This window comes from Paenibacillus sp. SER-28, assembly GCF_052906305.1.
Genome location: NZ_JBRECM010000008.1, coordinates 129,305 through 151,160, shown reverse-complemented (window position 1 = coordinate 151,160; position 21,856 = coordinate 129,305). Strand labels below are relative to the sequence as shown.

At 47.6% G+C, this 21,856-nt stretch carries 19 protein-coding genes; 4 read left to right on the top strand and 15 right to left on the bottom strand.

The features are described from left to right. Window positions 1-53: 53 nt before the first annotated feature. From ACUYLD_RS18550 to ACUYLD_RS18505, 10 genes are all read right to left on the bottom strand, one after another. Window positions 54-911, bottom strand: coding sequence for a MetQ/NlpA family ABC transporter substrate-binding protein (locus ACUYLD_RS18550; RefSeq protein WP_061830605.1), 858 nt, complete (start codon window positions 909-911; stop codon window positions 54-56). A gap of 277 nt (window positions 912-1,188) precedes the next feature. Beyond that, entirely contained in the window at window positions 1,189-1,860 is a 672-nt protein-coding gene (locus ACUYLD_RS18545; protein WP_013308947.1) for a methionine ABC transporter permease, read from the bottom strand. Then, a complete protein-coding gene (locus ACUYLD_RS18540) occupies window positions 1,853-2,563 on the bottom strand; it encodes a methionine ABC transporter ATP-binding protein (RefSeq protein WP_446675692.1) in 711 nt (236 codons plus the stop codon). Before ACUYLD_RS18540 ends, ACUYLD_RS18545 begins: the two co-directional genes overlap by 8 nt. 139 nt (window positions 2,564-2,702) lie before the next feature. After that, window positions 2,703-3,494: an energy-coupling factor transporter transmembrane component T family protein gene (locus ACUYLD_RS18535; protein ID WP_446675691.1), complete on the bottom strand. Its 792-nt coding sequence runs from the start codon at window positions 3,492-3,494 to the stop codon at window positions 2,703-2,705. Beyond that, window positions 3,469-4,932 (bottom strand): ABC transporter ATP-binding protein, encoded by a 1,464-nt coding sequence (locus tag ACUYLD_RS18530; RefSeq protein WP_446675690.1) that lies wholly within the window; start codon window positions 4,930-4,932, stop codon window positions 3,469-3,471. Before ACUYLD_RS18530 ends, ACUYLD_RS18535 begins: the two co-directional genes overlap by 26 nt. Beyond that, entirely contained in the window at window positions 4,932-5,528 is a 597-nt protein-coding gene (locus ACUYLD_RS18525; protein ID WP_061830613.1) for an ECF transporter S component, read from the bottom strand. The genes ACUYLD_RS18530 and ACUYLD_RS18525 overlap by 1 nt, the downstream gene beginning before the upstream one ends. A gap of 404 nt (window positions 5,529-5,932) precedes the next feature. Beyond that, a complete protein-coding gene (locus ACUYLD_RS18520) occupies window positions 5,933-6,730 on the bottom strand; it encodes a TatD family hydrolase (RefSeq protein WP_446675689.1) in 798 nt (265 codons plus the stop codon). 20 nt (window positions 6,731-6,750) lie between these two features. Next, complete coding sequence (locus ACUYLD_RS18515; protein ID WP_446675688.1) at window positions 6,751-9,360, bottom strand: polynucleotide kinase-phosphatase; 2,610 nt, start codon at window positions 9,358-9,360, stop codon at window positions 6,751-6,753. Next, window positions 9,357-10,817: a 3' terminal RNA ribose 2'-O-methyltransferase Hen1 gene (locus tag ACUYLD_RS18510; RefSeq protein ID WP_446675687.1), complete on the bottom strand. Its 1,461-nt coding sequence runs from the start codon at window positions 10,815-10,817 to the stop codon at window positions 9,357-9,359. Before ACUYLD_RS18510 ends, ACUYLD_RS18515 begins: the two co-directional genes overlap by 4 nt. 21 nt (window positions 10,818-10,838) lie before the next feature. Next, complete coding sequence (locus ACUYLD_RS18505) at window positions 10,839-11,657, bottom strand: nucleotidyltransferase domain-containing protein (RefSeq protein ID WP_446675686.1); 819 nt, start codon at window positions 11,655-11,657, stop codon at window positions 10,839-10,841. 316 nt (window positions 11,658-11,973) lie between these two features. Here ACUYLD_RS18505 and ACUYLD_RS18500 point away from each other — a divergent pair, with 316 nt between their 5' ends. Then, entirely contained in the window at window positions 11,974-13,299 is a 1,326-nt protein-coding gene (locus ACUYLD_RS18500; protein ID WP_250259311.1) for a helix-turn-helix transcriptional regulator, read from the top strand. Next, window positions 13,274-14,074 (top strand): WYL domain-containing protein, encoded by an 801-nt coding sequence (locus ACUYLD_RS18495; protein ID WP_446675685.1) that lies wholly within the window; start codon window positions 13,274-13,276, stop codon window positions 14,072-14,074. Before ACUYLD_RS18500 ends, ACUYLD_RS18495 begins: the two co-directional genes overlap by 26 nt. Window positions 14,075-14,229: 155 nt before the next feature. Here ACUYLD_RS18495 and ACUYLD_RS18490 read toward each other — a convergent pair whose 3' ends face one another. Together ACUYLD_RS18490 and cysK are read right to left on the bottom strand one after the other, a co-directional pair. Further along, on the bottom strand, window positions 14,230-15,207 hold the full coding sequence (locus ACUYLD_RS18490) for an aldo/keto reductase (protein ID WP_446675684.1): 978 nt from the start codon (window positions 15,205-15,207) through the stop codon (window positions 14,230-14,232). 132 nt (window positions 15,208-15,339) lie between these two features. Further along, window positions 15,340-16,263 (bottom strand): cysteine synthase A, encoded by a 924-nt coding sequence (gene cysK / locus ACUYLD_RS18485; protein WP_028542041.1) that lies wholly within the window; start codon window positions 16,261-16,263, stop codon window positions 15,340-15,342. A 216-nt stretch (window positions 16,264-16,479) separates the two neighbouring features. On the opposite strand from cysK, the gene ACUYLD_RS18480 reads away from it, so the two are divergent. Then, a complete protein-coding gene (locus tag ACUYLD_RS18480; protein WP_446675683.1) occupies window positions 16,480-17,688 on the top strand; it encodes an MFS transporter in 1,209 nt (402 codons plus the stop codon). A 192-nt stretch (window positions 17,689-17,880) separates the two neighbouring features. Then, window positions 17,881-18,375 (top strand): DUF1036 domain-containing protein, encoded by a 495-nt coding sequence (locus ACUYLD_RS18475; protein ID WP_081112468.1) that lies wholly within the window; start codon window positions 17,881-17,883, stop codon window positions 18,373-18,375. A 186-nt stretch (window positions 18,376-18,561) separates the two neighbouring features. Here the strand turns inward: ACUYLD_RS18475 and ACUYLD_RS18470 are convergent, their stop codons facing one another. The 3 genes from ACUYLD_RS18470 to ACUYLD_RS18460 all read right to left on the bottom strand — a co-directional run bounded on the left by ACUYLD_RS18470 (window position 18,562) and on the right by ACUYLD_RS18460 (window position 21,490). Continuing rightward, window positions 18,562-19,560 (bottom strand): glycosyltransferase, encoded by a 999-nt coding sequence (locus tag ACUYLD_RS18470; protein WP_446675682.1) that lies wholly within the window; start codon window positions 19,558-19,560, stop codon window positions 18,562-18,564. Between the two features lie 54 nt (window positions 19,561-19,614). Next, complete coding sequence (locus ACUYLD_RS18465) at window positions 19,615-20,652, bottom strand: aminoglycoside phosphotransferase family protein (RefSeq protein ID WP_322162541.1); 1,038 nt, start codon at window positions 20,650-20,652, stop codon at window positions 19,615-19,617. A gap of 145 nt (window positions 20,653-20,797) precedes the next feature. Continuing rightward, complete coding sequence (locus tag ACUYLD_RS18460; protein WP_446675681.1) at window positions 20,798-21,490, bottom strand: pectate lyase; 693 nt, start codon at window positions 21,488-21,490, stop codon at window positions 20,798-20,800. Window positions 21,491-21,856 lie beyond the last annotated feature (366 nt).

Sequence of the window (21,856 nt, the reverse complement as noted above, 5' to 3'; positions counted from 1 at the left end):
CATTATACAGGTCGTATTTCATCATAAAACGATGTTTCAACTTACTTATTTATTTAAAATGCTGGAACAACGCTATCCTTGTAATTGTCCTCAAAAAATTTACGTACTTCCGGTCCAGTCATTCGCTTTGCCAGCTTTTGAATAGCATCGGAATCTGCATTATCCTTACGCGCTACCAGATTAATGGCAAAGTGCGTATCGTCTTTTTCAGTAATCAGCGCGTCCTTCTTCGGTGTCAGACCGAGCGGCTTGGCATATGCGGGATACATGGCAGCCATGTCCACATCATCCAGTGACCGCGCCAGCATCAACAAATCCACTTCTTTAAACACAAATTTTTTCTTATTTTCAATAATATCAGCCTGTGTAGCATTATAGCCTACGCCTTCTTTAAGCTTGATCAAACCGTTTTGCTCCATCATTACTAAAGAACGTCCAGTATTGGCCGGGTCATTGGCAATGGCAATAGTCGCACCTTCCGGCAGGTCTTTAACGTTCTTGTATTTTTTAGAGTACGCGCCGTAAATGGCGTTGTAAATAGGTTTTATCGCCACCAAATCAGACTTGTTGCTTTCATTATATTGTTGCATAAAAGGAGCATGCTGAAAGAAGTTAGCATCTACTTCCCGGCTTGCCAATGCGTTGTTCGGTTGGATATTGTCTGAAAGCACGACGATTTCCAGATTGACTCCGTCCTGTTTAAGCAGCGGCTTCACGATATCCAGCACATCTGTCATCGGTGGGATTAGCGTTGCCACTTTCAAGGTCACTTCTTTTTGGGAATTTGCTTCTTTAGACTGTGTTTCTGGAGCAGCCTGCTTTTGACCACCGCATCCAGCAACCAGTAGCATAACGACAGCAAATAGTGTAAGTAATTTCAAGTTCGTTTTCATGTTGTTTTTCCGACTCATTTGATGAGGAACCTCCAAGTAAATTGTGATTAGGAAGATAAAAAATGAGTTACAGTGGGAGCCGCAGCCGCTTCGCGAATGATTTGATCTTACGATCGCTGTTGAAATGGGATTCTCTCTGATTTATAAAGTGATGTATAGGTTAGAATCCCATTTCAAAGGCGAACGCTGACGCTTCTCCAGAACAATTCTGCCCGCTCCGCTTTTGGGGTACTGTAAAGTCATTTTTATTTCCCATAGTGAGTTGTGCAAGTATAGTGAAAGTTACAATTCCACCTTACCGCTTGTCGATCCGGCGGGATATGGTGCTTCCGGTGAACTGGATCGTTTGTACGAAAATAATCATGACAACGATGGTGAACGCCATCAAGCCTGTTTCAAAACGCTGGTAACCGTAGCGGATGGCAAAATCGCCTACCCCGCCGCCGCCCACAATGCCCATCACCGTGGAGTAGGAGATGAAGCTAATGGTGGACGTGGTCAAACCCAGTACAAGCCCGGAACGAGCCTCCACGTACAGAAATTTAAAAATAAGCTGGAGGGTGGATGCCCCCATAGAAGTAGCGGCTTCAATTACACCCTTGGGCACCTCGAGCAATGATTGCTCCACCAGCCTCGAATAATAGGCGATGGCCACCACTGACAAGGGAACCGTTGCAGCCATCGTGCCCAGCGCCGTCCCTACGACCAGACGTGTAAATGGAATCATAAACACGACGAGCAGCAAAAACGGGAATGAGCGGATAACATTGACCACACTGTTCAATAGGGTGAACAGCAGTCGATTTTCATATTTTTGCCCTTTACCACACAAATACAAAATCGTTCCTGCCGGAAGCCCTAACAGTACAGCTGCTGCGATAGAAATCCCCACCATGATAAACGTCTCTCCGATGGCTTTCCATATCTCAGACTGATATTGCGCAATGATGCTCAGCATTTCATTCATCAGCTTCACCTGCTACCGCTGTGTCAGCTACACGCTGCGTTGAAAGTAGCTGCCCATCTCGCATTTCTGATACACGGGTACAAATATTGCGTACCACATCCATATCGTGCGTTACGATTACAATGGTAACTCCCAGTTCACGGTTGATCTCCCGTAACACGCCCAAAATATCCGCGGTCGTCTGCGGATCAAGCGCCGAGGTTGGCTCATCACACAGCAGCACCGCAGGTCGATTCGCCAGCGCTCTGGCTATCGCCACACGTTGCTTTTGGCCTCCGCTCAGTTGTGCCGGATACTGTTCTGCTTTATCAGCTAAACCGACGAATTGCAGGCATTCGCGCACACGTTCCGCTCTCTCTTTTTTCGCGACACCTGCCAGTTCTAACGGCATTGCCACATTTCCACTGACCGTCCGATTGTGAACAAGATGATAATGCTGAAAAATCATCCCTATGGATCGCCGCGCTTCTCGGAGACGTTTTTCCGGCATGCGGGTCAGATATTCCCCGTTTACAACCACGTTTCCCTCATCCGGCCTTTCCAATACATTCATCAACCGGAGCAACGTAGACTTGCCGGCACCGCTGGCACCTATGATACCGTGAATTTCCCCCTCCTCCACTTGAAGGGACACGGATTGAACCGCATGAAATTGGCCGCTTGAGGTGGTATAATGCTTGCTTACCTGATGCAGCGTAATCATGAAACTTGGCCTCCTGATGATCCATTTCTGCGGGAAAATGTAATAAGCCCGCCAGCCCGGGCGGGTCTGTACGAGCCGTCAATTCCCATTGCATTAATATACCACAGAGCAGAAAACGGGCAAAGCATTTTGACAACAATTAACGTACATCCCATACCCCTACATAAGGAAAGCGGATACCGAGTCCCCAAGCCAGCGTAAGCATCACCACAAAATAGAAAATAAATAAAATATCTACAGCCGAATAGCCAATCGCATAATAATACGTGCGCTTGGTTTCATTAGCAAAACCCTTGGCTTCCATAGCAATAGCAATGCGCTGCGCACGCCGGATACTTTGAGCGAGCAGCGGAATCGCATATCTGCGGAGTGTGGCATACATATTCCATTTGGACACATGCTGATGTAAACCTCGAATGCGATGAGCTTGTCTCAATGCCTGGAATTCCTCCACCATCATGGGCATCAACCGCATGGCTGCCAAAAAGCTATACGCATACTTCGGAGGGAGCCTCCATTGCTGCATCAGTGAATAAAAAAGGTCCACCGGACGAGTCGTTAAACCAAACAGCAACCCTACCGCAGCCATACTCAGCGCACGAAAGCCCAGATGCATGCCTCGGTAAAAGCTTTCCTGCGTCACATGGATCAAGCCCCATGTCCACCAGGTCGTCACCCCTTTGCCGAACATCATCATGCCCGTTGAAGTTGAAATAAACACCAATATAAAGGGAGATCCGTACAGCAGCAGCCTCTTCCATGGATGGCCTGACCAGACAAGCAGCAACAGCATAGAACACGCAACATTAAACATGACATTCGGATCATGAATGACTATAACGACCACAAACAGTATGGAAAACATAACGAGCTTTAAGCCCGGATTCACGCGATGCAGCCATGTTTTATGATGGGGAAAGGACAGGTTCATACTGTAGTTCCCCTTTCTGAATCCGCCATATATCGGTACAATATCGACGAACAATTTCCGGGTCATGCGTGACCATCACAATGGCCGTGCCTGCCGCTCTCAACTGCTCCAACATATCCAGCATGACAAAGGTATTACGCGCATCCTGACCAAAAGTCGGCTCATCCAGCAGCAGCACTTCCGGCTCACGGATCATGGCCGTAGCAATACTCAACCGCCTTTTTTGGCCTAACGAAAGCTGATACGGATGACGCTCGTCCAGCCGCTCCAATCCGAACTGTACGAGCATCCGATCCACCCGCTCCCGGCACTGTTCAGCGCTAAACAAGCTCTTCGGTAACGAATACTCTAGTTCCTTTCGTACGGTATGCGCTACGAATTGCAGCTCGGGATTTTGAAATGCGAACCCGATACGCTCTGCCAGTTGTTCTGTACTGCCTGCCTCAATTCCGCGCACGCTATAACGTCCCTGTGTGCGAAGTAAGCGCATCATGGAGAGCAGCAGCGAGCTTTTGCCAGCCCCGTTTTCACCGACCACGCCAATCCAGTCGCCAGGCTTCACCTGCGCATGATCCACATAAATCACTGGACTTAAACTGCGGAGGCCGCTAAAATGCTCCAGCTCCAGCAAATCAGTCCCCGCACCATTCCCCGTACCATTCTGCTGTGTCACTGATTCACTCCAACGCGGCGAAGACGATTCATTCCACACTCCCGGGTACCACACGCCGTACTCAGACAATGCCTGCCGATGCACATGAAATACTTCTTCTGCCCTTCCATCCGCAATGATCTCCCCTTGAGCAGAAAGCACCACAATCCGATCCACATCATGGACGATTTCATTAATTTTATGCTCTACGATCACCAGCGTTTGGTCTACCGAAATGTTGCGAATGGTGTCCCAAACCTGTGTGGTGCCTTCCTCGTCCAACAAAGCCGTGGGCTCATCCAGAAAAAGCACTTCTGGCTCCATAGCCAGCACAGACGCAATCGCCAGACGCTGCTTCATTCCCTGTGACATGTTGCCAATGGGCATGTGTATATCATCCGTCGATAGACCAACCTGTATCAGCAGCTCGCGAATACGGGATTGCATCTGTTCCCGGGGAATCTGATTATTTTCCAACACAAAAGCCAGTTCCTCGTCTGCATATGACATACAGAACTGCGTATCAGGATCTTGAAATACAATACCTGAGACACTTGGGATTACAGCAGCATCGCATTTCATGGGCACTTCTATCGTGCGTGGAATCAGACCGCTTAACACTTGGAGCAGTGTTGATTTACCGCATCCACTCGGTCCCAGTAGCAGCAGCTTTTCCCCCTTGTGGACAGACAAAGACATATTGTGAAAAAGCAGCTCTTGCTCACCGGGGAATTTCAACCGTAGACGGGTGATCGAAGCCACCACATCTTCGGTTGCCCGGCTCATCAATCCAGCCCCTTATAATCTTGTTCCGTTGCAGGTCTCAAACTTCGTGTAACTCCGGTTACCTCCAATGCCTTAGCCAGATAGAAGGCGAATACCCCGGCAATCACAATACTGCCAATCATCCGAAATCCAATATACAAAACATAGTTCCAGGTCGATAGCTGATCAATATACCCGTAACTGAAGTCTAAAATCAGAGAAGTGACAGCCGCCCCAGCCGCAGCTAGCGAAGCAACCCACAGGTTTGCGTTCCGATACAGAAAAGCCGCAAAAAACAGCTCCGCTCCCAGGCCTTGCAGTAGGCCATAGTACAAGGTGGACATGCCCCATTCGCTTCCCAAAAAAGCGCTGACCGTTGCCGCTGCCACCTCTGCCAAAATCGCAACACCCGGCTTGCGAATGATGAGATAAGCAAACGTGCCTGCCATAAACCACATGCCATACATCAGTTGCTCGGCGTGTAGACCAAATGGTTTCATCAAATCATAGGCAGGTCCCCATATTTTGTAGACCAACCCGAACACAACAGATATCACAATCGTGACCAAAATATCAGTCAGCTTCAACCCTTTGGACGCTCTTACAGCAGTATTCATTATTGCGTGCTCCCCTTTTTCCTTATAATTGGCCTCTTGGCCATAAAAAAAAGCTTGTCTGGAGCTGAATCTCCAGGCAAGCTTTATGCGCAGTAAAAGGTGAAGCACCATACAAAACATCATTCGTCGATATGCCTTATATAACCAGTAGTCTAAGCTACTACACTGATACCAAGCCAAAGCCAGGGTCAAAGTAAAATGCTAGGACATACATTGAATCTATCGACAACCGCAAAACAAGCGGCATTCCTGTATAGTGTTCTTGGTTTCTCTACGCTGGCATTACCCAGATCAGATTTCACGGTCAGTGGCAAGGGCCACCCTCTCAGCCTGACTTTCTCAAGCTCCCGACAATGCTCTTTTAATTCACTATAATATATACCACATCTATGGCTTTGACAATCCTACAATCCGAAGAAACGTTTGGCTGTCTCCGTCGTCGCGATTTCGATCTCCATCATGCTTCGACCTGTACATTCGGCAACCGTAGCAGCAATATGAGCGAGATACACGGGCTCATTACGCCCTTCTTTGGGCTTCACGGGCAAATTACGCGGGGTCAAAAATGGAGCATCCGTTTCAATCATCAAACGGTCCAAGGGAATATCTCTGACCAGTTCACGCAGATGTTTGCCACGCCGTTCGTCGCAAATCCAGCCGGTGATCCCGATATACAGTCCCATTTCTACATACGTATGCAATTCCTGTTCAGTGCCAGTAAAACAATGCACTACCGCTTTATCGACAAGCCGTTGATAATCCCGAAGCATAGTAACAAAGTCCTCATGTGCATCTCGTTCATGCAGAAATAACGGCATATTCAGCTCACCCGCCAGTTGGATTTGCTCCCCAAACCATCGACGCTGCACATCACGTGGTGAAAAATCACGGTTATAGTCCAATCCGCATTCCCCTATGGATACGACCTGCGGCTGACCCGCCAGCTGGCGGAGCTGCTGAATCGTGTCTGCGTTGCAGTCTTTGGCATCATGGGGATGCACGCCAGCTGTCGCATACAGCTTGCCCGGATAACGTGCTGCATACTGAGAAGCCTCCCGACTGCTGCGGACACTGGTCCCGGTAATAATCAGCGGTGAAATCCCTACAGCCGCGGCTCTCTCTACCACCTGTTCCTGATCTGCATGAAACGAACGGTGCATCAAGTTCACACCAATATCAATTAACGGTGTACCCCTTTCCACCTCAATCCCTCCTTCGCAAACTACAATCTCGGATCAATCGGCTCCGATTCCAGAGATAGCGCGGCAAGGACGCATTCGTGAATACGATCTACCGTATCCTTGCGGACAAAACGTTTCACGCCTTCCACACCAAGCGCTCCTTCCATCAGGGCATGACGCTCCTTTTTGTTCGTTCGACGCTGCTTCAGACGCTTTAAATTCTCAGGGGCAAGATAATCCATACCGTAAATGATGTGCAAATACTTGCGGCCTCTCACCTTGATTGCAGGCTGAATCATCTTGTCCCGATTTTTCATCAAAAAGCGTTCCGGTTTGATCACAATCCCCTCATGACCATCCTCTGTCATCTCGTTCCACCAGCGAATGACCTCTTCCTCGCTTGCTTCGTCCGTAATCACGCGATACTCTGTCTCCATAAACAGGGAAGACAGCCCAGCCAGCTCCCGGTTTTGCTCCATATGCCAAATATGAGAATGGTCGAAAAAAGTCTTTCCGCTGTGTGCCAGCGTATGGAACGGTGCGATACGAATTTCATCCAGACCGTCCACATCCCAGCAATATTTTTGAAAAGCCTCTTGAAACGTTACAGCATTCGCGTACTTCTGTTCCATTTCCTCCAACCAGTCTCCAACCTCTCGACCTGCAACCTTCGCCTGCTTCAGCTTGTCTACCAGCTTACTGCGATCCAGGAGAGCTGCTTCCCCCACATGCGCATACTGTGCAGCAATCAGTTCCCTAGCCTTGAGATTCCACGGTACAATTTCCGCATCCAGCAACACAAAATCCGTCTGGTTCCGATCAAAATATCCAGCAGTCTGTAGATCCACATTCAGCTTCTCCAGCACTTGCTTCCCAAGGCTTTGTTCAAAGAAAGCTCTCCCGCTCCGACTGTAGATCGTGCCCAATGTCGGGTAGCCTACATATTGAACAGCAGCCTGTTCGTTTTTGAATAATAGCAAAATAGCCCGGCTACCCATATGTTTTTTCTCGGCCACCATCGTTTGTACTCCTTGTCCACGATAATAAGCTAGCGCCTCACGGGGATGCTCCAGATATCCTGCCTCTGCAGACACCGCTGGAGCAGGACTCATCGTCGGTGGAATATATACCAGTTCCTCCATGGGTACAGTCACATGTGACACGGTATCTATAGCGGATTTGATCCATTCTCCTTGTACGCGCACTTCGCCATACGATTCCGTCAGCACACTGTAACCAGCGATGAGCTTGCGTAAATTCGGCGAGGAAAACCGTTTTCTCTGCCACCGGACAAGTGGGCTATCGGGATCATTCGCATAGTTCTCATGTGCCGGAACGCTGACAAATTCCTTTTCCGGATAACGATAAGCGGTCAGCATACCGCCAAATACCACACCCTGATCAATATTCACCGTCTGATTCACAAGGGTAGGCTGCGGTCTCGGATCATGTCCCCATACTACTATTTCTCCCGATTCATGGTCTACGAACCAATCCTTGCGGATCGGTTTTCCGTTCGCATCCTGTCCTTCCGTATCTCCATAGCGGCAATAATCGGAAATACGCGCCGACTGTTTGCCAATAAAATGATCCTTAATCCCGGCATGAGCCACGACCACGTGTCGCAATCCATTTCTGCCAAAAATAAGATGAGAGGGTGCATGTAGCAGAAAATCTCTCAACTCACTTCTAAGCTGTTCCGCCGCTGCCTTGCCCGCTTTTTGTTCATACTGGGCCAGTTCCTCTGCAAATCGTTCATCCCCATGACTGAGAGTCACCTTTCTTCCATCGAGATAACGGCCGATTTTCCAGCCATGATTACTGTCAATCATATACGCTAGTCCGGCATCCACGTGCTTTTTCCAGAACTGCACCGCTTGTAACGATTCTGGGCCACGGCTCATCACATCCCCGACAGATACCAGTCTTCTACCATCTGGATGATGGTATAGTCCTTCCGCATCTTCCGTATATCCAAGCTTGTCTATCACTTCCAGCATCTCACGGTAGCACCCATGGATATCACCAATGATGTCAATACCTGAGCCTATCTCATGAAATAGTGGCTGCGCACGGCGGACAAAATTCATTTCTTCTATATCCTTAAGGATATAGCAAGCGTTAAAGCCTTCCTCACGGATACCACGCAGGTTCCGCTTTAACAGCTGTGCCTGCTGCTTGACCCGTTGGCGGCCACGCGGATGCTCCCTGCCTAAATCCCGTTCCAGCAGCACAGCTTCGGGTACATCCAGTACCCAGGCCATCACAGGAACATGCGCCTTGGCTGCCAGCTGTACATATTTTTGACGGTCCTCAGCATACAAATGGGTGGCATCCACAACCGTCAGTTTATTCAAGCGACAGCGCATAGCCAGAATCGTATCCATCGCCTCAAACGCTTTGGCTGACATTTGCTGATACTCATAGAACAGTACGTCCGATTCCAGCCTTGGAAGTCCACTCCAGTCTATAAATTCCGTATCTCCGACCAGCTTGCGAAAATGATCCGAGGATACAACTTCTGTCTCCAGTAGAATCCCTTCACTAACCAGCCTGTCCAATAATGTGGTTTTGCCACTGTTGGAGGCCCCAACCAACACAACCAGTCCAGCATGCGGTAAATGAATCGTACGTTTGGATGAATTGCTCATGCTTCCTTCTGCTCCTTTCTGCGCGTAAATATAGCCATTTGGGTCGGTTGTCCAAAGCCTTCGACCTCTTCTCCGATCCCCTTCAGCGCTACCGAATAAGGAGCTTCCGCAATCCACTGCTCACATCGTTCCTGAAACTCGCTTCTACTCCATTCAAAACGATGATCGCCATGCCGCAGCTCTTGCTGATTCATACGATACACTTCATTATATTCACGATTGGGAGTCGTCACGATCAGCACGCCCGGCTGATACTCCGTCACAATCGTCTTCATCACCCGGTTCAGACGATGCTCATCCACATGCTCAATGACCTCACATAGAATCATCACATCTTTGCCCCGCAATTGTTCATCATAATAAAAGAGAGAGCCCATCATGGGTGTAGGGCTGATCGCGTCGGCATGCCTTTCCAGCTTGGCAAAACGCTCCATGGCTCTCACCTGTGCATACGCAGACGGCTCGACCGCCCAAATCTCTTCAATGCCCGTCATTCGGGCCAGCCGAGCCGATAGCTTCCCTTCCCCTGAACCAAAATCTACGATTTTCTGTCTTCGAGGCAGCTTGCGAATCACATCCATAATGGCTTGATATCGCAGTTCATTCAGCCGTACAGTAGGCTGCTGCTTCCCTTCCTCCTGTGGCTGCTCTTGCTGTTGAACCTGTTCATGCTTATCCTTTTGAGCTTGGACAGTATCCTTTTCAATATGTTTTTTAGTGCTTTTTGTTTCAGCAGAAGCAGAATCAGATTGCTCAAATTGCTCAATCAGATTGGTAAAACGAAGCGTGCGTCGAATGATCAGCTCGCGTAGTGGATGCTCTGGCAGCCAGCCTTCTCCGTAACGTCTCAGCTTGTCAAACTCTTCTTCACTAATATAGTAGTGCTTATAATTATCCAGCACCGGAATCAACAGCAATAACTGACGAAGCGCATACTGCACCGTCTGATGACCATTTAACGTGACATATCTGACGGTGCTTCGATTTTTTAGCTGAAAAGAATAGTCCGCTTCCCCTCGTTCTATGGCCACTTGATAGCCCAGCGGAGCAAATAGTCCCTCCACCACAGAATCCGGCAAATCCGAAGCAACGGGCCCAAACGATAACTCCAGCGCAAAAGGGTGCGTCACCCATCCTACATAGTCTTCCTTGGGTTTGCCGTTCAGGGCCGTGCCAAGCGAGCCACGAATATAAGTGCAAAATAAGCTGCTGGTTACAAACTCCCGGTCATTAATATATTGTGTAATGTCATAGCTGTCTGGACTGTTTTTGACCAAATCAATCGAATCTGGCGAGGCCTGAATGACGATCTCAGCCTCTTCCTCGGTAAAAACGGTGTACACCATGCGTACACGTGCGCCTTTTTCTGTGCGATCATACGTATTGTAAGGATTCTTAGCAAGCAAATGCGAAATCATCCCTGCATGGGTTCCGGTTGCTTTTAGCGTGATGTGCATACTCCACTTCCCCTTCCCAGCTTATGCTTTCCATACTTCATTCACCGCAGCGCGGAACAAATCATCCAACTGCTGATCCCGTCCACTCTCCACATGCTGAAGCAAGGGCGCCTTTTGTTCAAAATAAGCAATTTGCTGCTGGATAAAATCATTCACCACCGAAAGCTGTGGCTCCATATCCAGTTCCTCGCCCGCTTTTTTACGTTGCAGCAAATGCCCGATCACCTGATAAAGTTCTGTATCTGACGGAATTAATTCCTCTAGCAAGTCTCCAAATTCAATCGGAGGCATGCTGTTGTAACGTTCAATCCAGCCACAGGCCAGCAGGGGGCGCAGCACGTAAAAATACTTTTTAATCTTCACCTGCTCTCCTTGCAAATAATCCCGATAGTTTCCTCGCGCCATATTCAGATAATGGTACATACAGGACTTCGGAGAGAAGGTTAACGGCGATATCGCACGAATCTGGTCAGCCACTGAATACTGCTCCAGATAGGGAATCGGAGATTGCAGCCATTCCAGCAAAGGCGGATTGGATTTGCGAAACAAATGGAGTGCCTTTTTCAAATCCCAGCCGTTCATATCCAGCAAATTGCTGATTGGCCGCTCAATCACATCCCGCTTATCAAAAATAGACAAATACCATTCTATGGGTCTTACATAGATAAATCGTACATCATAGTCACTGTCCTGTGAAGGAAACCCCCATGCCCGACTGCCTGATTCACAGGCGTATATAATACGTATTTGCTCCTCCTGCTCCAACTCACGCAGCTCACGCAAAATCGTTTCGCGCATTTCTGGTTGAATGAAACCCTGCCCATGCTTCACATCTGTCATGTTGTTCCCTCCCTTATCATTAAAGTATTTCCCGAATCTGTTCTCTAATCGACTCATCCGTTTCATCTATTAATAAGCGGCGAAGACGCATAGCCGTTTCCTCTCCCGTCCAAACATGCTGCATCACCCTTCTGTTATGTATTGCTTCTTATTTCATCGTGCTATCTTATATTCCTATGATGCTTTATTTTGGAAGTCGTGAACATGGTGGAAGTATTACAAAGATGAATAAATTCCCTTTTTCCTGCATCCCTTCCCTGTTAGAATAAAGGGATACTTGCTTTCGGAGAACGGCAACAGAAACGGGGAATGCATCATGGCGAGAGAGAGTTTTGATAAAGAAATTCAATTCCTGCGCATGCTCACACTGACCAGCGGCGCTTATAATCGGCAGCAATTTGCAGACAGACTGGGCATTTCAGTGCATACCTTTGATAAAACAATCCGGCGTCTCAAGGAAATCGTCCAATCCGTACAACAACAGTTGCCTGAGAATCAGGGACATGATTTTAATGAGATGCTGCGCTTTAATTATTATGAATCCGCTGATCCATTACTTTTATTCTTGTTTCGGGCTAAATCGCTCAAGGAATCAGAAAGCGTCCGCTTATCTCTTCTGCTGACAGCGCTACAGTCACAGCCTCTGACCACTATGGAATTGCTGGATGCTTGCTGCAACGGGCTGCCTTCCGATAGTTCGCTGCCAGATGAAAAAACGATTCGTTCCGATCTGAAATATCTGGTCGAAGTGGGCGTGGTTCGCAAGGAGCCCGGCGGCAGACCTTACCGCTATGCTGTCCGCAACGATCTGGTGACAGGACTGACGGACGAGGAATTACTGGACTTATATGATTTTGTAGACATTATGGCCAACACCCAGCTTCCCTCTGTTCAGGGATATCTGTTGCGAGATCATCTAAAAAAAGCTATGCGCCGTCAAGCCGGAGATCGGGATATGATTGAACCTTTTTTATATAAATACCACTATTATTCACGCATTCTGGACGAAGCCCATATTCATCCGCTTCTGCATGCCATTCGGCAACGTCGCTGTGTAACTTTTTTATATTTTTCGACATCCAAACGAAGCATGTACGGGTCACAGAACACAAACCCGCTGTTTGAAAAAGAGACGGAGGGCCGTGAACATACCATTCTGCCCCTGCAAGTCATCTATGATCATCAATATGGACGTTGGTATGTTCTTGGTCATGTAGGCGGTAAAGGAATCATGAAGTTTCGTATGGAGGGCATGACTCAATTGGTGGAGGGCAAGCCTGTACCAGAGCAGTTTCATGCCGATCTGCTAGCGGTGTTGGAAGAAAAAATGCGGTACAGCTGGCTTGTTGATACCGGTCGTCCTGTGAAGGTACGGGTACGTTTTTTTAATCCTGAGGGCGCGAAGCGCAACTTTATTCGGGAACGTGTGCTGTCACAGGGACAGTGGGGTACGATTGCGGAGGAAGAAAGTGAATCCTTTATCTATGAAATCACAGTGAATGGAATCACCGAGATTAAGCCGTGGATTCGCAGCTTCGGATCAAGCTGTGAGGTATTGGAGCCCCAGCGGCTGCGTAAGGAATTCAGACAGGAATGGAAGGAGCTGCAAGCCTATTATGAGCCTGTTCGAGAAAATATTTAACTATCAGATCATCTCTCGGCTGGATGAATCGGGCGCTTTTGCTACCACATCGCAGGAAAGAGTCTGGCTCCAATCCATGCTGACAGACTCGGCAGCAATAGAGGCTTTCACCCCGTCTACGCTTGATAAGCTTCGGCAGATACTCGCAGACGACGAGCCGCTGGAGGCCGATGGAAGTTTGCGGGAAAAAGCAGGTATCCCTGCTGTCTCGGTATATCATCCACTCCTGCGTGAATTGCGTCCCATTCTGCGGTCCCGTTCAGGTATCTGTATGACCTACAAACTGCGCAACGGACGCATGCATGAGCGAATGTCCGGTTTTCCATATAAGCTGGAGTTCTCCATGGTCAAAAAAGAATGGAGCCTGCTGTGGTATAACCGCAGACACCGCGCGCTCATGTCTACCAAGCTGTCTAATATCGTGAACATCACGGAAGATGAGCTTCTACCCGAAGAGGCCGAAAAATTCACCCAACGTATACTCGGTATACTGGAGTCGCGCAAAGAGCAAGGCATCATCGAAATTATTCCCATATACAACGGTGAAATGTCCCGTATTTTATATGCTTTTTCCTGCTTTGAAAAAGAGGTCGAATATGTTCAGGAAACAGATACCTATCGTATTACGCTCACCTTCCAGGCAGACGAATGTGAATACGTGCTATCCAAAATCCGTTTCCTTGGCAAGCGTGTCAAGGTCGTCCAAGGCTCCCGGCTGATCTCACGAATGAAGGAAACAACGTCCAAGGCCCTTGCACGCTACGAAGAGGAATAGCTACTGAGGCAATATGAGATGCATCCATGTAAATAGGCCCTCCCTCCGTCTGTTAATGAGACGAAGGGAGGGCCTTATTAAACAGTTCGTATAAACAAGGTCATACACTTACATCCACATACGCCTGCTGTAACAAACGGGTCCGAAGTACGAGTTTATGGCAAGGCTTGTCCGCGCGCACTGACATACAATTCATACCATTCCTCACGGGTCATCAGCTCGCTCTGGCGTTCCGCATCCTGACATGCCTTGATTCGTTCAGGATTGGCGCTGCCAATGACAGGCTGAATCCGTGCCGGATGTTTCATAAGCCAGCCAAGGACGATCGCTTCACGTGTCGTTCCCTTTTCAGAAGCTAGCTTTTGCACCAGCTCTGCCGTCTTAACGATATGTTCAGGCGCCCCTTCCAAAGAACCTCCGCTAAAACGTCCCTGCGCCAGCGGTCCCCAGGCTTGGAGTTGAATATCCTCGGTTTGGCAATATTCCATCAAACCTTCGCCAAAATGTACATTTGTCCCTGCCTGCTGGTTCACATGTACTGTCTGATCTACAAAATGCAGATGGGCCAGGCTCATTTCCAGCTGATTAGCGATCAGCGGCTCCGTTAGGCTCCGTTCCAGAAACCGAATTTGGCTTACATTCATATTGGAAACGCCAAAATGCCGTACTTTGCCAGATGTCTTAAGCTCGCTGAACGCCTTCGCTACTTCTTCCGGCTCTACCAGCGGATCAGGGCGATGCAGCAGCAGGATGTCCAAATATTCGGTACCCAGACGCTTCAGGATACCATCCACGGACTCCATAATATGAGCATATGAGAAATCAAAGCGGCCCGGGAGCGTACCATCTGGCAGAAAAATGCCGCATTTGGACTGAATTACGATTTGTTCACGCAAGCCCGGCTGTCCCTTTAAAATCCGGCCGAAAATCTCTTCCGCTTTCCCCATACGATAGATATCCGCATGATCGAACATCGTAATCCCAATGGATTGTGCAGCTTCTACAGCTCTTTCCGCTTCAACGACATGCTCCTGCGTAAACGGTGCATGGCTCCATTCTCCACCAAAAGGCATACAACCGAGCGCCAGCCGACTATCGGAGATTCCACGTTTCTGTAAAGGCATAATCTTCATGCTGCTCCTCCTTCAACCCTCAAAATATTCTCTGCTTCATCCACATATGAATAGTTTGTGGAACCGCTATCACACACCTATTTTACCACTTACTTACGGTCGTGTTCCACTTTGGTCTCCATCCACATCTTTTTATCCGAATATCCCCATGCTCAGATAACGTTCTCCGGTATCCGGGGCAATGCAAAGTACCCGTTTGCCTGCTCCCAAACGCCGCGCTTCCTGAATCGCCGTCCATATCGTAGCTCCGCTAGAGGGACCAACCAGAATCCCTTCCTGGGCAGCAATCGCCCGTGTCATTGCAATCGCATCCTCATCGGAAACCTGCACGATTTCGTCATACACTTCCGTATTCAGCACGGTGGGAACAAAGCCTGGACTGGTGCCAACCAGCTTATGTGGACCGGGTTTTCCTCCAGATAGCACTGGCGAACCCTTCGGCTCAACTACAACAATCCGCAGATCCGGCAAATGCTGACGTAGCACTTCACCTGTTCCCGTAATGGTACCGCCCGTTCCCGAAGAAGCGACGAACACATCCAGCTTCCCTTCCGTCTGTTCCAAAATTTCCAGTGCCGTCGTCGTGCGGTGGATATCGGGATTGGCCTCATTTTCAAATTGATGCGGGATAAAGCTCCCTTCAATTTCAGCCCCCAGTTCGAGTGCCTTGCGAATCGCTCCTGGCATCCGTTCTTCCGCTGGTGTCAGTACGACCTCAGCCCCGTAGGCTTTCAAAATATTGATCCGTTCCTTCGTCATATTCGAGGGCATCACCAAAATTGCACGGTAACCTCGGGCTGCCGCATTCATCGCAAGACCAATTCCCGTGTTGCCACTCGTCGGCTCAATAATGGTGCCTCCCGGCTTTAGATGTCCTGCCTTTTCAGCCTCGGCAATCAGGTTGCCCGCCGCCCGATCTTTAACACTGCCGCTTGGATTAAAATACTCCAGCTTCACATACACTTCCGCATCCTGCGGCCCTGTGAGCCGTTGGAGTCTTACACAAGGTGTATCTCCTATTAAATCTGTAATACTATGTACCACTTTAGGTGCCATCGTTGTATCCTCCTTAGATCGTTCCTTACAGCGTCATTTACAATCTTAATATCATACTACCAAAATAACATACTTGGCTCCTTCCTACCTGTCACTTTTGTAAATTACATAAAACTCATCAACTTAGTATGTAAAATTCTTGCAAAATGGGTCGCCAGATATCGCCTGTAATGATATACTCGCATTACTATTTTTCCAGGAGGATACAAGACACTTATGAGTAATCAAGAAAATATGACATCTAATCGCTTCCCCCCCTCCTTGCTGTGGTTGACCCTTGGTGCCTTCGCCATCGGCATGACCGAATTCGTTATCATGGGATTACTGCCCAATGTAGCCCATGATCTTCATGTTACGATTCCGCAAGCCGGGCAGTTAATCACCAGTTATGCGCTTGGTGTAGCCATTGGTGCGCCTGTGCTTACTGTATTAACCCATAAGGTTCCGCAAAAAAAGCTGCTATGCCTACTCATGACCATATTCATTTTAGGCAATCTTTTTTCCGTCATTGCTCCCAATTACGAATTTCTGATTGCGGCCCGTATGGCTACTGCATTATCGCACGGAACCTTTTTGGGAGCCGGTTCCCTAATCGCTGCCCGACTGGTTCGTCCTGACAAGCGCGCGGGTGCCATTTCTATGGTGCTGACCGGTTTGACCGTGGCGAACATTATTGGTGTGCCCTTTGGAACCTTTATCGGACAACAACTCGGCTGGCGTGCTTCCTTTGGAGCTATTGTGGTCATCGGCTTGATTTCTCTCTTTGGTATCATTCGTTACATTCCGGTAATTCACCAGGACAAGCCTTCCAGTCTCCAACAAGAAGTCAAAAGCCTGTTTAATCCAAAAGTGCTGCTGATGCTGCTCACAGGTGCAGTCGGTTGTGGTAGTCTGTTCACTGTCTTTACGTACATTACGCCTTTGCTTACGGACATTAGTGGCTTTGCCGAACATAGCATTACCTGGATTCTCGTCCTGTTTGGCCTAGGGGTAACGATTGGCAATATCGTTGGCGGCAAGCTTGCGGATTGGAGACTACTTCCATCTCTGATCGCAAACTATGCTGTACTGGCTATTATTTTGGCCATTCTGACATTTACGCTTCAAAGCAAGGTATTGGCCGTCATTACCGTCTTTATCTGGGGCATTGCTGCGTTCGGCATCATGCCGGGTATTCAGGTTCGCATCATGAATCTGGCCTATGAGGCTCCTTTGCTTGCTTCTACCTCCAGTCATTCCGCATTGAATCTGGGTAACGCAGGCGGCGCTTTTATCGGGGGAGTCGTTATTAATCAAATGGGGCTAGTCGCTATTCCATGGGTTGCATCGCTAATCACTGTCGGCGGCCTGCTACTCATGATAGTTAGCTACATTGTAGATCGTAAGACGGCTCCTATTAAAGCAACAGCGGAGATACAGTCATAGAATCGTTCTGTTTGTTGGACAGTGTACAGTTATCAACCGGAGAACAATAAATGGCGGCATATCTCTAAAAACAGCAAGTTGGACGTAAACGATTGGTTCATTTTTCATAGATTGAGAGATATTGTCCACTCTCTTCTTCTAAATTCCTCATAGTATGCATTGCAATACAAATTTACGAGGAAAGAAGTGTATATGATGAGCCTTTTTTTTACAAACAACACGAGTAACACCATCTATGCTGCCTATGCTTATCCTGATTCCGACTGTCATCGCATGAATTATTCTAAAATGGGCTGGTATCGGCTAGAGCCTGGTGATACGAGAGAAATATGGAGCGGGTCTGTAGGGGGAACCACATTCTATTATTATGCTGAAGATCACTCCAGAAATACATGGCGTGGCACGTACCGCACACGGCTTCCGAGAAATACTAGCCATGATTTTCATTGGTGTTGGAACGATAGCAGAGGATCATCCAGACGAGTGGGGATGCGCCGACTTGCCATTGATTCATCTGTAGACAATTACACTGTTGAGTTTAGCAGAACCAACCAAAGCTTACTGTCAACAAAGACAACTCGTAGAGCGTTACCTTCCAAATCGGAGGACTCCGGCATTAACAGAATTCCGAGAAGACCGACTCGATTTAAAAAAGGAACCCCAGTTCCAGTAAAGTCCAAACGATAAGTCAAAAAATTCGCCAATAAAAGGCGCAACCTGGTTGCAAACACTACAAAACCCCTTTGAAAAAACACGATGAACCGTAACCCGCAAGATGGACATTTTGAAAAAAAGTGACCCCCTTGCGGGTTATTTTTATTTCACTCTGGACATTCAGACGCTTGTTGCAACCATAGTATTTTGCCTCGCCGTTCAGCTTAACCAATGATCAAAAAAGTCCTGATAGCCCTGCTTCATCACCTGACTTGAAAACTGTTCCATGGCGTATGCCTGATTTTCTGTAGAAACCCGACGCGGTGAGGCGGCAGCCATATTGACCAGCTCGAACCAGTTTTTCTCATTCCCTGAAAAAGAATGCGTAGAGCTGATATGTCCATAGCAAGGATGCTCTGGCTTCACGACGATTTTCCCCATAGCGAGCGCTTCGGTCAGCGGCATTGCGAATGTATCGAATTTGGAGCAGCTCCAATACACCTTCGCCGTGTTCATCAGTGCAAACACCTCATCTTGCGTCAACGCAAATTGAAGTTTAACATTGTCCGGGATATCGTACTTCTTCATACTTTCCTTGTAGCGTTCACCGCCAAATACCATATAGACATCCTTGTCAGGATTATGCCTCGCATACTCCAGCACCAAATCCGGACGTCGGTTCTCCTCATCTCTACCAATCCACATCACCCGGTTCTCTACCACTTGCGAGGGATCAAAATGCTTTTCCACCAGACGCTCATTGAATCCGATCGGGATGACTGTCACATCGGTTACGCCAAACTTCGAAGCCATCTCCTGCTTGAGAAAGGCAGTCTGTACAATAGCCTTGTCCACGATCTGATAAAAAGGCTTCATCATCTCATAGCCTGTAAGCGCCGGATCAGGAAAACTATGCGGAAAAAGCACGCTGTTTTTAAAAAACATATTCAAATAGGTAAAGCCAGATACCGTATAAATAACGTGCTCTATCTGCTGCTCATGGAGTTGGTCCAGTACGACGTCATAGTTGACCAGGTCGCCCTTTTCGTGCTCATAGCCCGGAAGCCAGTCATGGCTACTCACATGGCGCTCCGGTGATACAAATACGATGTCCACCCCCAATTCCAACCCAATCTGCTTCAGACGCTCTGCAAAAATACGTGGACCCTGTGCTTCAGCAAATTGTATTTTTCTCATGACTAAACCGACTTTTTTCATGGTTATATTCCCTACCTTCTTTGGCTAACTAAACACAGTCTATGTCTTAAGCTACTATCTACATTGTTGGGCTTGTCCCCAATCCATCATTGCTGCACATTGGTTCAAACAGGCTAACGTTTCATCCAACTGGGACTCTAATTGCTCTTTTGACCATTTGTCGGCGTTTCTATGCAGGTTCGTTCCAATCCTTTGCAAATCACTTGTGATTAACAACAGCATCCAGAGCGAAAATACCACCGCAAACATGCCATATTCCAGCATAAATGCCGTTCGATCCACTCTTTTCCCTAACAGCTCCAGCTGCTCCATGTATGTGTCCAGCATACGAATACGCAATTCGGACGTCATACGTCGGGGAAACAACGGATGGGACATATCGATCAGGTGATATACATCCCACAGCGGTGTGTTCAGATGAGCATGCTCCCAATCCAGTACCATAAGCCGTTCCCCGCTCAGCGCATAGTTCCCCGGATGAAGATCACCATGAGACAGTACAAGCTGCTGTGAAAAAGATACATGCTCCAGCTGTACATATATACGCAGCATCTGTTGCTTAGATAAACCCAGTGAGCTGCAAAGCTTTAACACATCCGGCTTGCGCGTGTATAGCTCGGAAACCATCTCCTGAATAAGTGGCTTGGGTCCCCGTAACGGCATCCCAGCAAAACGATCCGTCGGCAAAGCATGCCACCATGCAACAAGTCCAACAGCTCGCAATAAAGTTTCGTCTGCGTGTAGATGATGTAACGAACCAAGGTCCTCAAAAACCATCCATTCTCCTCCGCCATCCGCACCTGCATCAGACCAGGCTAGCAATCGAGGATAGATCGGTGATAACGCAGGAAGCACATGCTCATATACCCATCTCTCACGCCCCTCCTGACCATCGTTGGTTAGCGGTTTAAATATATAACTTTCAGAGGAGGAAACGTAAAAACGTTCCACATGCCGGCCATTCGTACCTGTATATAAAACCTCACGATTCCGCACCAGCGTATCATTTAAGGTGCCGTCAACATTCACATATTGATGAAAAGGATTCATAGCCACCCAACTTTTTTGTATAAAATGTAATAGCACGATCATATCATAGTCCTCGTTCCGAACGAAGCCCAGATCATCTTGGGGTAACTCGCTGTACCCAAAAAGGGGCTTGCCCAAGCAGATCACGCGACCTGTTGGCAGCCCCTTATCACATCCATACTCCTATCCTTACTCTATTCTATACCGATTAATATTGAGTATTGCCGGACTCGATCGTATTACCAGACTTAAAGCCTTTGAACAATTGTTTCACATTGTGATAACGAATGTTCGTAATTTTAGCTTTGCTGTTAGGACCATCCGATCTCAGGATCGAGTCCTTTACATTGGAAATATCCGAGTTATCCAAAGTCATATTCACTCTGAATGTAGAGCCCCCAAGTTGGCGAACCAGCTTTCCGATATCATCGGCTCTAAAGTTTTTAATGTTAATCGTGCCTTCGGCATTAATTTGGAATACTTTATCGTACGCATGGAACGCTCCACCGCCCGTAATGTTTACCGTGCCTGGTTCTTTAAGCGTCAAGGCATCTTCACCTACATCCTCCCACGTTACGTTGGAAATAGTTCCGTTGCCATATACATGCACACCATCCGCAGCAGGGGCAGCGATGGTCACATTTTTCAGAGTTGCATTATTTTCAAGCTTGAAAATAGGCTTTTGAGCCTCTTTCTGGCTTCCGTCTCCCAAGGTATCGGGATCAGCCACTACAGTCTTGCCTTTACCATCGTATACTTCTCCAGCTTTAACAAGTATGGTCTTATGAACGACTTCTGGTGCTGCATGTGCAGAATAATTGCCGACAAATAAAGCGACCAACATTCCTGATAAAGCGATACTGATTCCCTTTTTCAATACTTTAGCTGTGTTTGTTTTCATTTCAATTCATCCCTCTCGTAGATACTTTTTTATTGTTCCAATTCTTCGTTGACTAGAACGCGTAGACCGTATCACCACCTTCGTACAATGAACCCATTGACCGATACATGTCTATAAAGCATTATTATACTATTTGCATATGTATACTTGGTTTTTGGTTCAAAGTAACTACATTCTATAAATTCAGGTACACACAAATTGTAAATAGAGCGATTACATTTACAATTTGTATAATTCTATTATAATCTTACTTCCAGTAATTTCAATATATTTTTCGGCAAAATACATGCTTTTTTTCAATTAAGTACACAATTTTGCCTTTTTTATACTTGTACAAAGTTGCTTTTCAGCAATTTACGCATTACA

What these genes read in the sequence shown, in the direction of transcription:
- ACUYLD_RS18550 (WP_061830605.1), bottom strand. Translation starts at nt 911, where the DNA reads ATGAGTCGGAAAAACAACATGAAAACGAACTTGAAATTACTTACACTA.
- ACUYLD_RS18545 (WP_013308947.1), bottom strand. Translation starts at nt 1,860, where the DNA reads ATGAATGAAATGCTGAGCATCATTGCGCAATATCAGTCTGAGATATGG.
- ACUYLD_RS18540 (WP_446675692.1), bottom strand. Translation starts at nt 2,563, where the DNA reads ATGATTACGCTGCATCAGGTAAGCAAGCATTATACCACCTCAAGCGGC.
- ACUYLD_RS18535 (WP_446675691.1), bottom strand. Translation starts at nt 3,494, where the DNA reads ATGAACCTGTCCTTTCCCCATCATAAAACATGGCTGCATCGCGTGAAT.
- ACUYLD_RS18530 (WP_446675690.1), bottom strand. Translation starts at nt 4,932, where the DNA reads ATGAGCCGGGCAACCGAAGATGTGGTGGCTTCGATCACCCGTCTACGG.
- ACUYLD_RS18525 (WP_061830613.1), bottom strand. Translation starts at nt 5,528, where the DNA reads ATGAATACTGCTGTAAGAGCGTCCAAAGGGTTGAAGCTGACTGATATT.
- ACUYLD_RS18515 (WP_446675688.1), bottom strand. Translation starts at nt 9,360, where the DNA reads ATGAGCAATTCATCCAAACGTACGATTCATTTACCGCATGCTGGACTG.
- ACUYLD_RS18510 (WP_446675687.1), bottom strand. Translation starts at nt 10,817, where the DNA reads ATGCACATCACGCTAAAAGCAACCGGAACCCATGCAGGGATGATTTCG.
- ACUYLD_RS18505 (WP_446675686.1), bottom strand. Translation starts at nt 11,657, where the DNA reads ATGACAGATGTGAAGCATGGGCAGGGTTTCATTCAACCAGAAATGCGC.
- ACUYLD_RS18500 (WP_250259311.1), top strand. Translation starts at nt 11,974, where the DNA reads ATGGCGAGAGAGAGTTTTGATAAAGAAATTCAATTCCTGCGCATGCTC.
- ACUYLD_RS18495 (WP_446675685.1), top strand. Translation starts at nt 13,274, where the DNA reads ATGAGCCTGTTCGAGAAAATATTTAACTATCAGATCATCTCTCGGCTG.
- ACUYLD_RS18490 (WP_446675684.1), bottom strand. Translation starts at nt 15,207, where the DNA reads ATGAAGATTATGCCTTTACAGAAACGTGGAATCTCCGATAGTCGGCTG.
- cysK (WP_028542041.1), bottom strand. Translation starts at nt 16,263, where the DNA reads ATGGCACCTAAAGTGGTACATAGTATTACAGATTTAATAGGAGATACA.
- ACUYLD_RS18480 (WP_446675683.1), top strand. Translation starts at nt 16,480, where the DNA reads ATGAGTAATCAAGAAAATATGACATCTAATCGCTTCCCCCCCTCCTTG.
- ACUYLD_RS18475 (WP_081112468.1), top strand. Translation starts at nt 17,881, where the DNA reads ATGATGAGCCTTTTTTTTACAAACAACACGAGTAACACCATCTATGCT.
- ACUYLD_RS18470 (WP_446675682.1), bottom strand. Translation starts at nt 19,560, where the DNA reads ATGAAAAAAGTCGGTTTAGTCATGAGAAAAATACAATTTGCTGAAGCA.
- ACUYLD_RS18465 (WP_322162541.1), bottom strand. Translation starts at nt 20,652, where the DNA reads ATGATCGTGCTATTACATTTTATACAAAAAAGTTGGGTGGCTATGAAT.
- ACUYLD_RS18460 (WP_446675681.1), bottom strand. Translation starts at nt 21,490, where the DNA reads ATGAAAACAAACACAGCTAAAGTATTGAAAAAGGGAATCAGTATCGCT.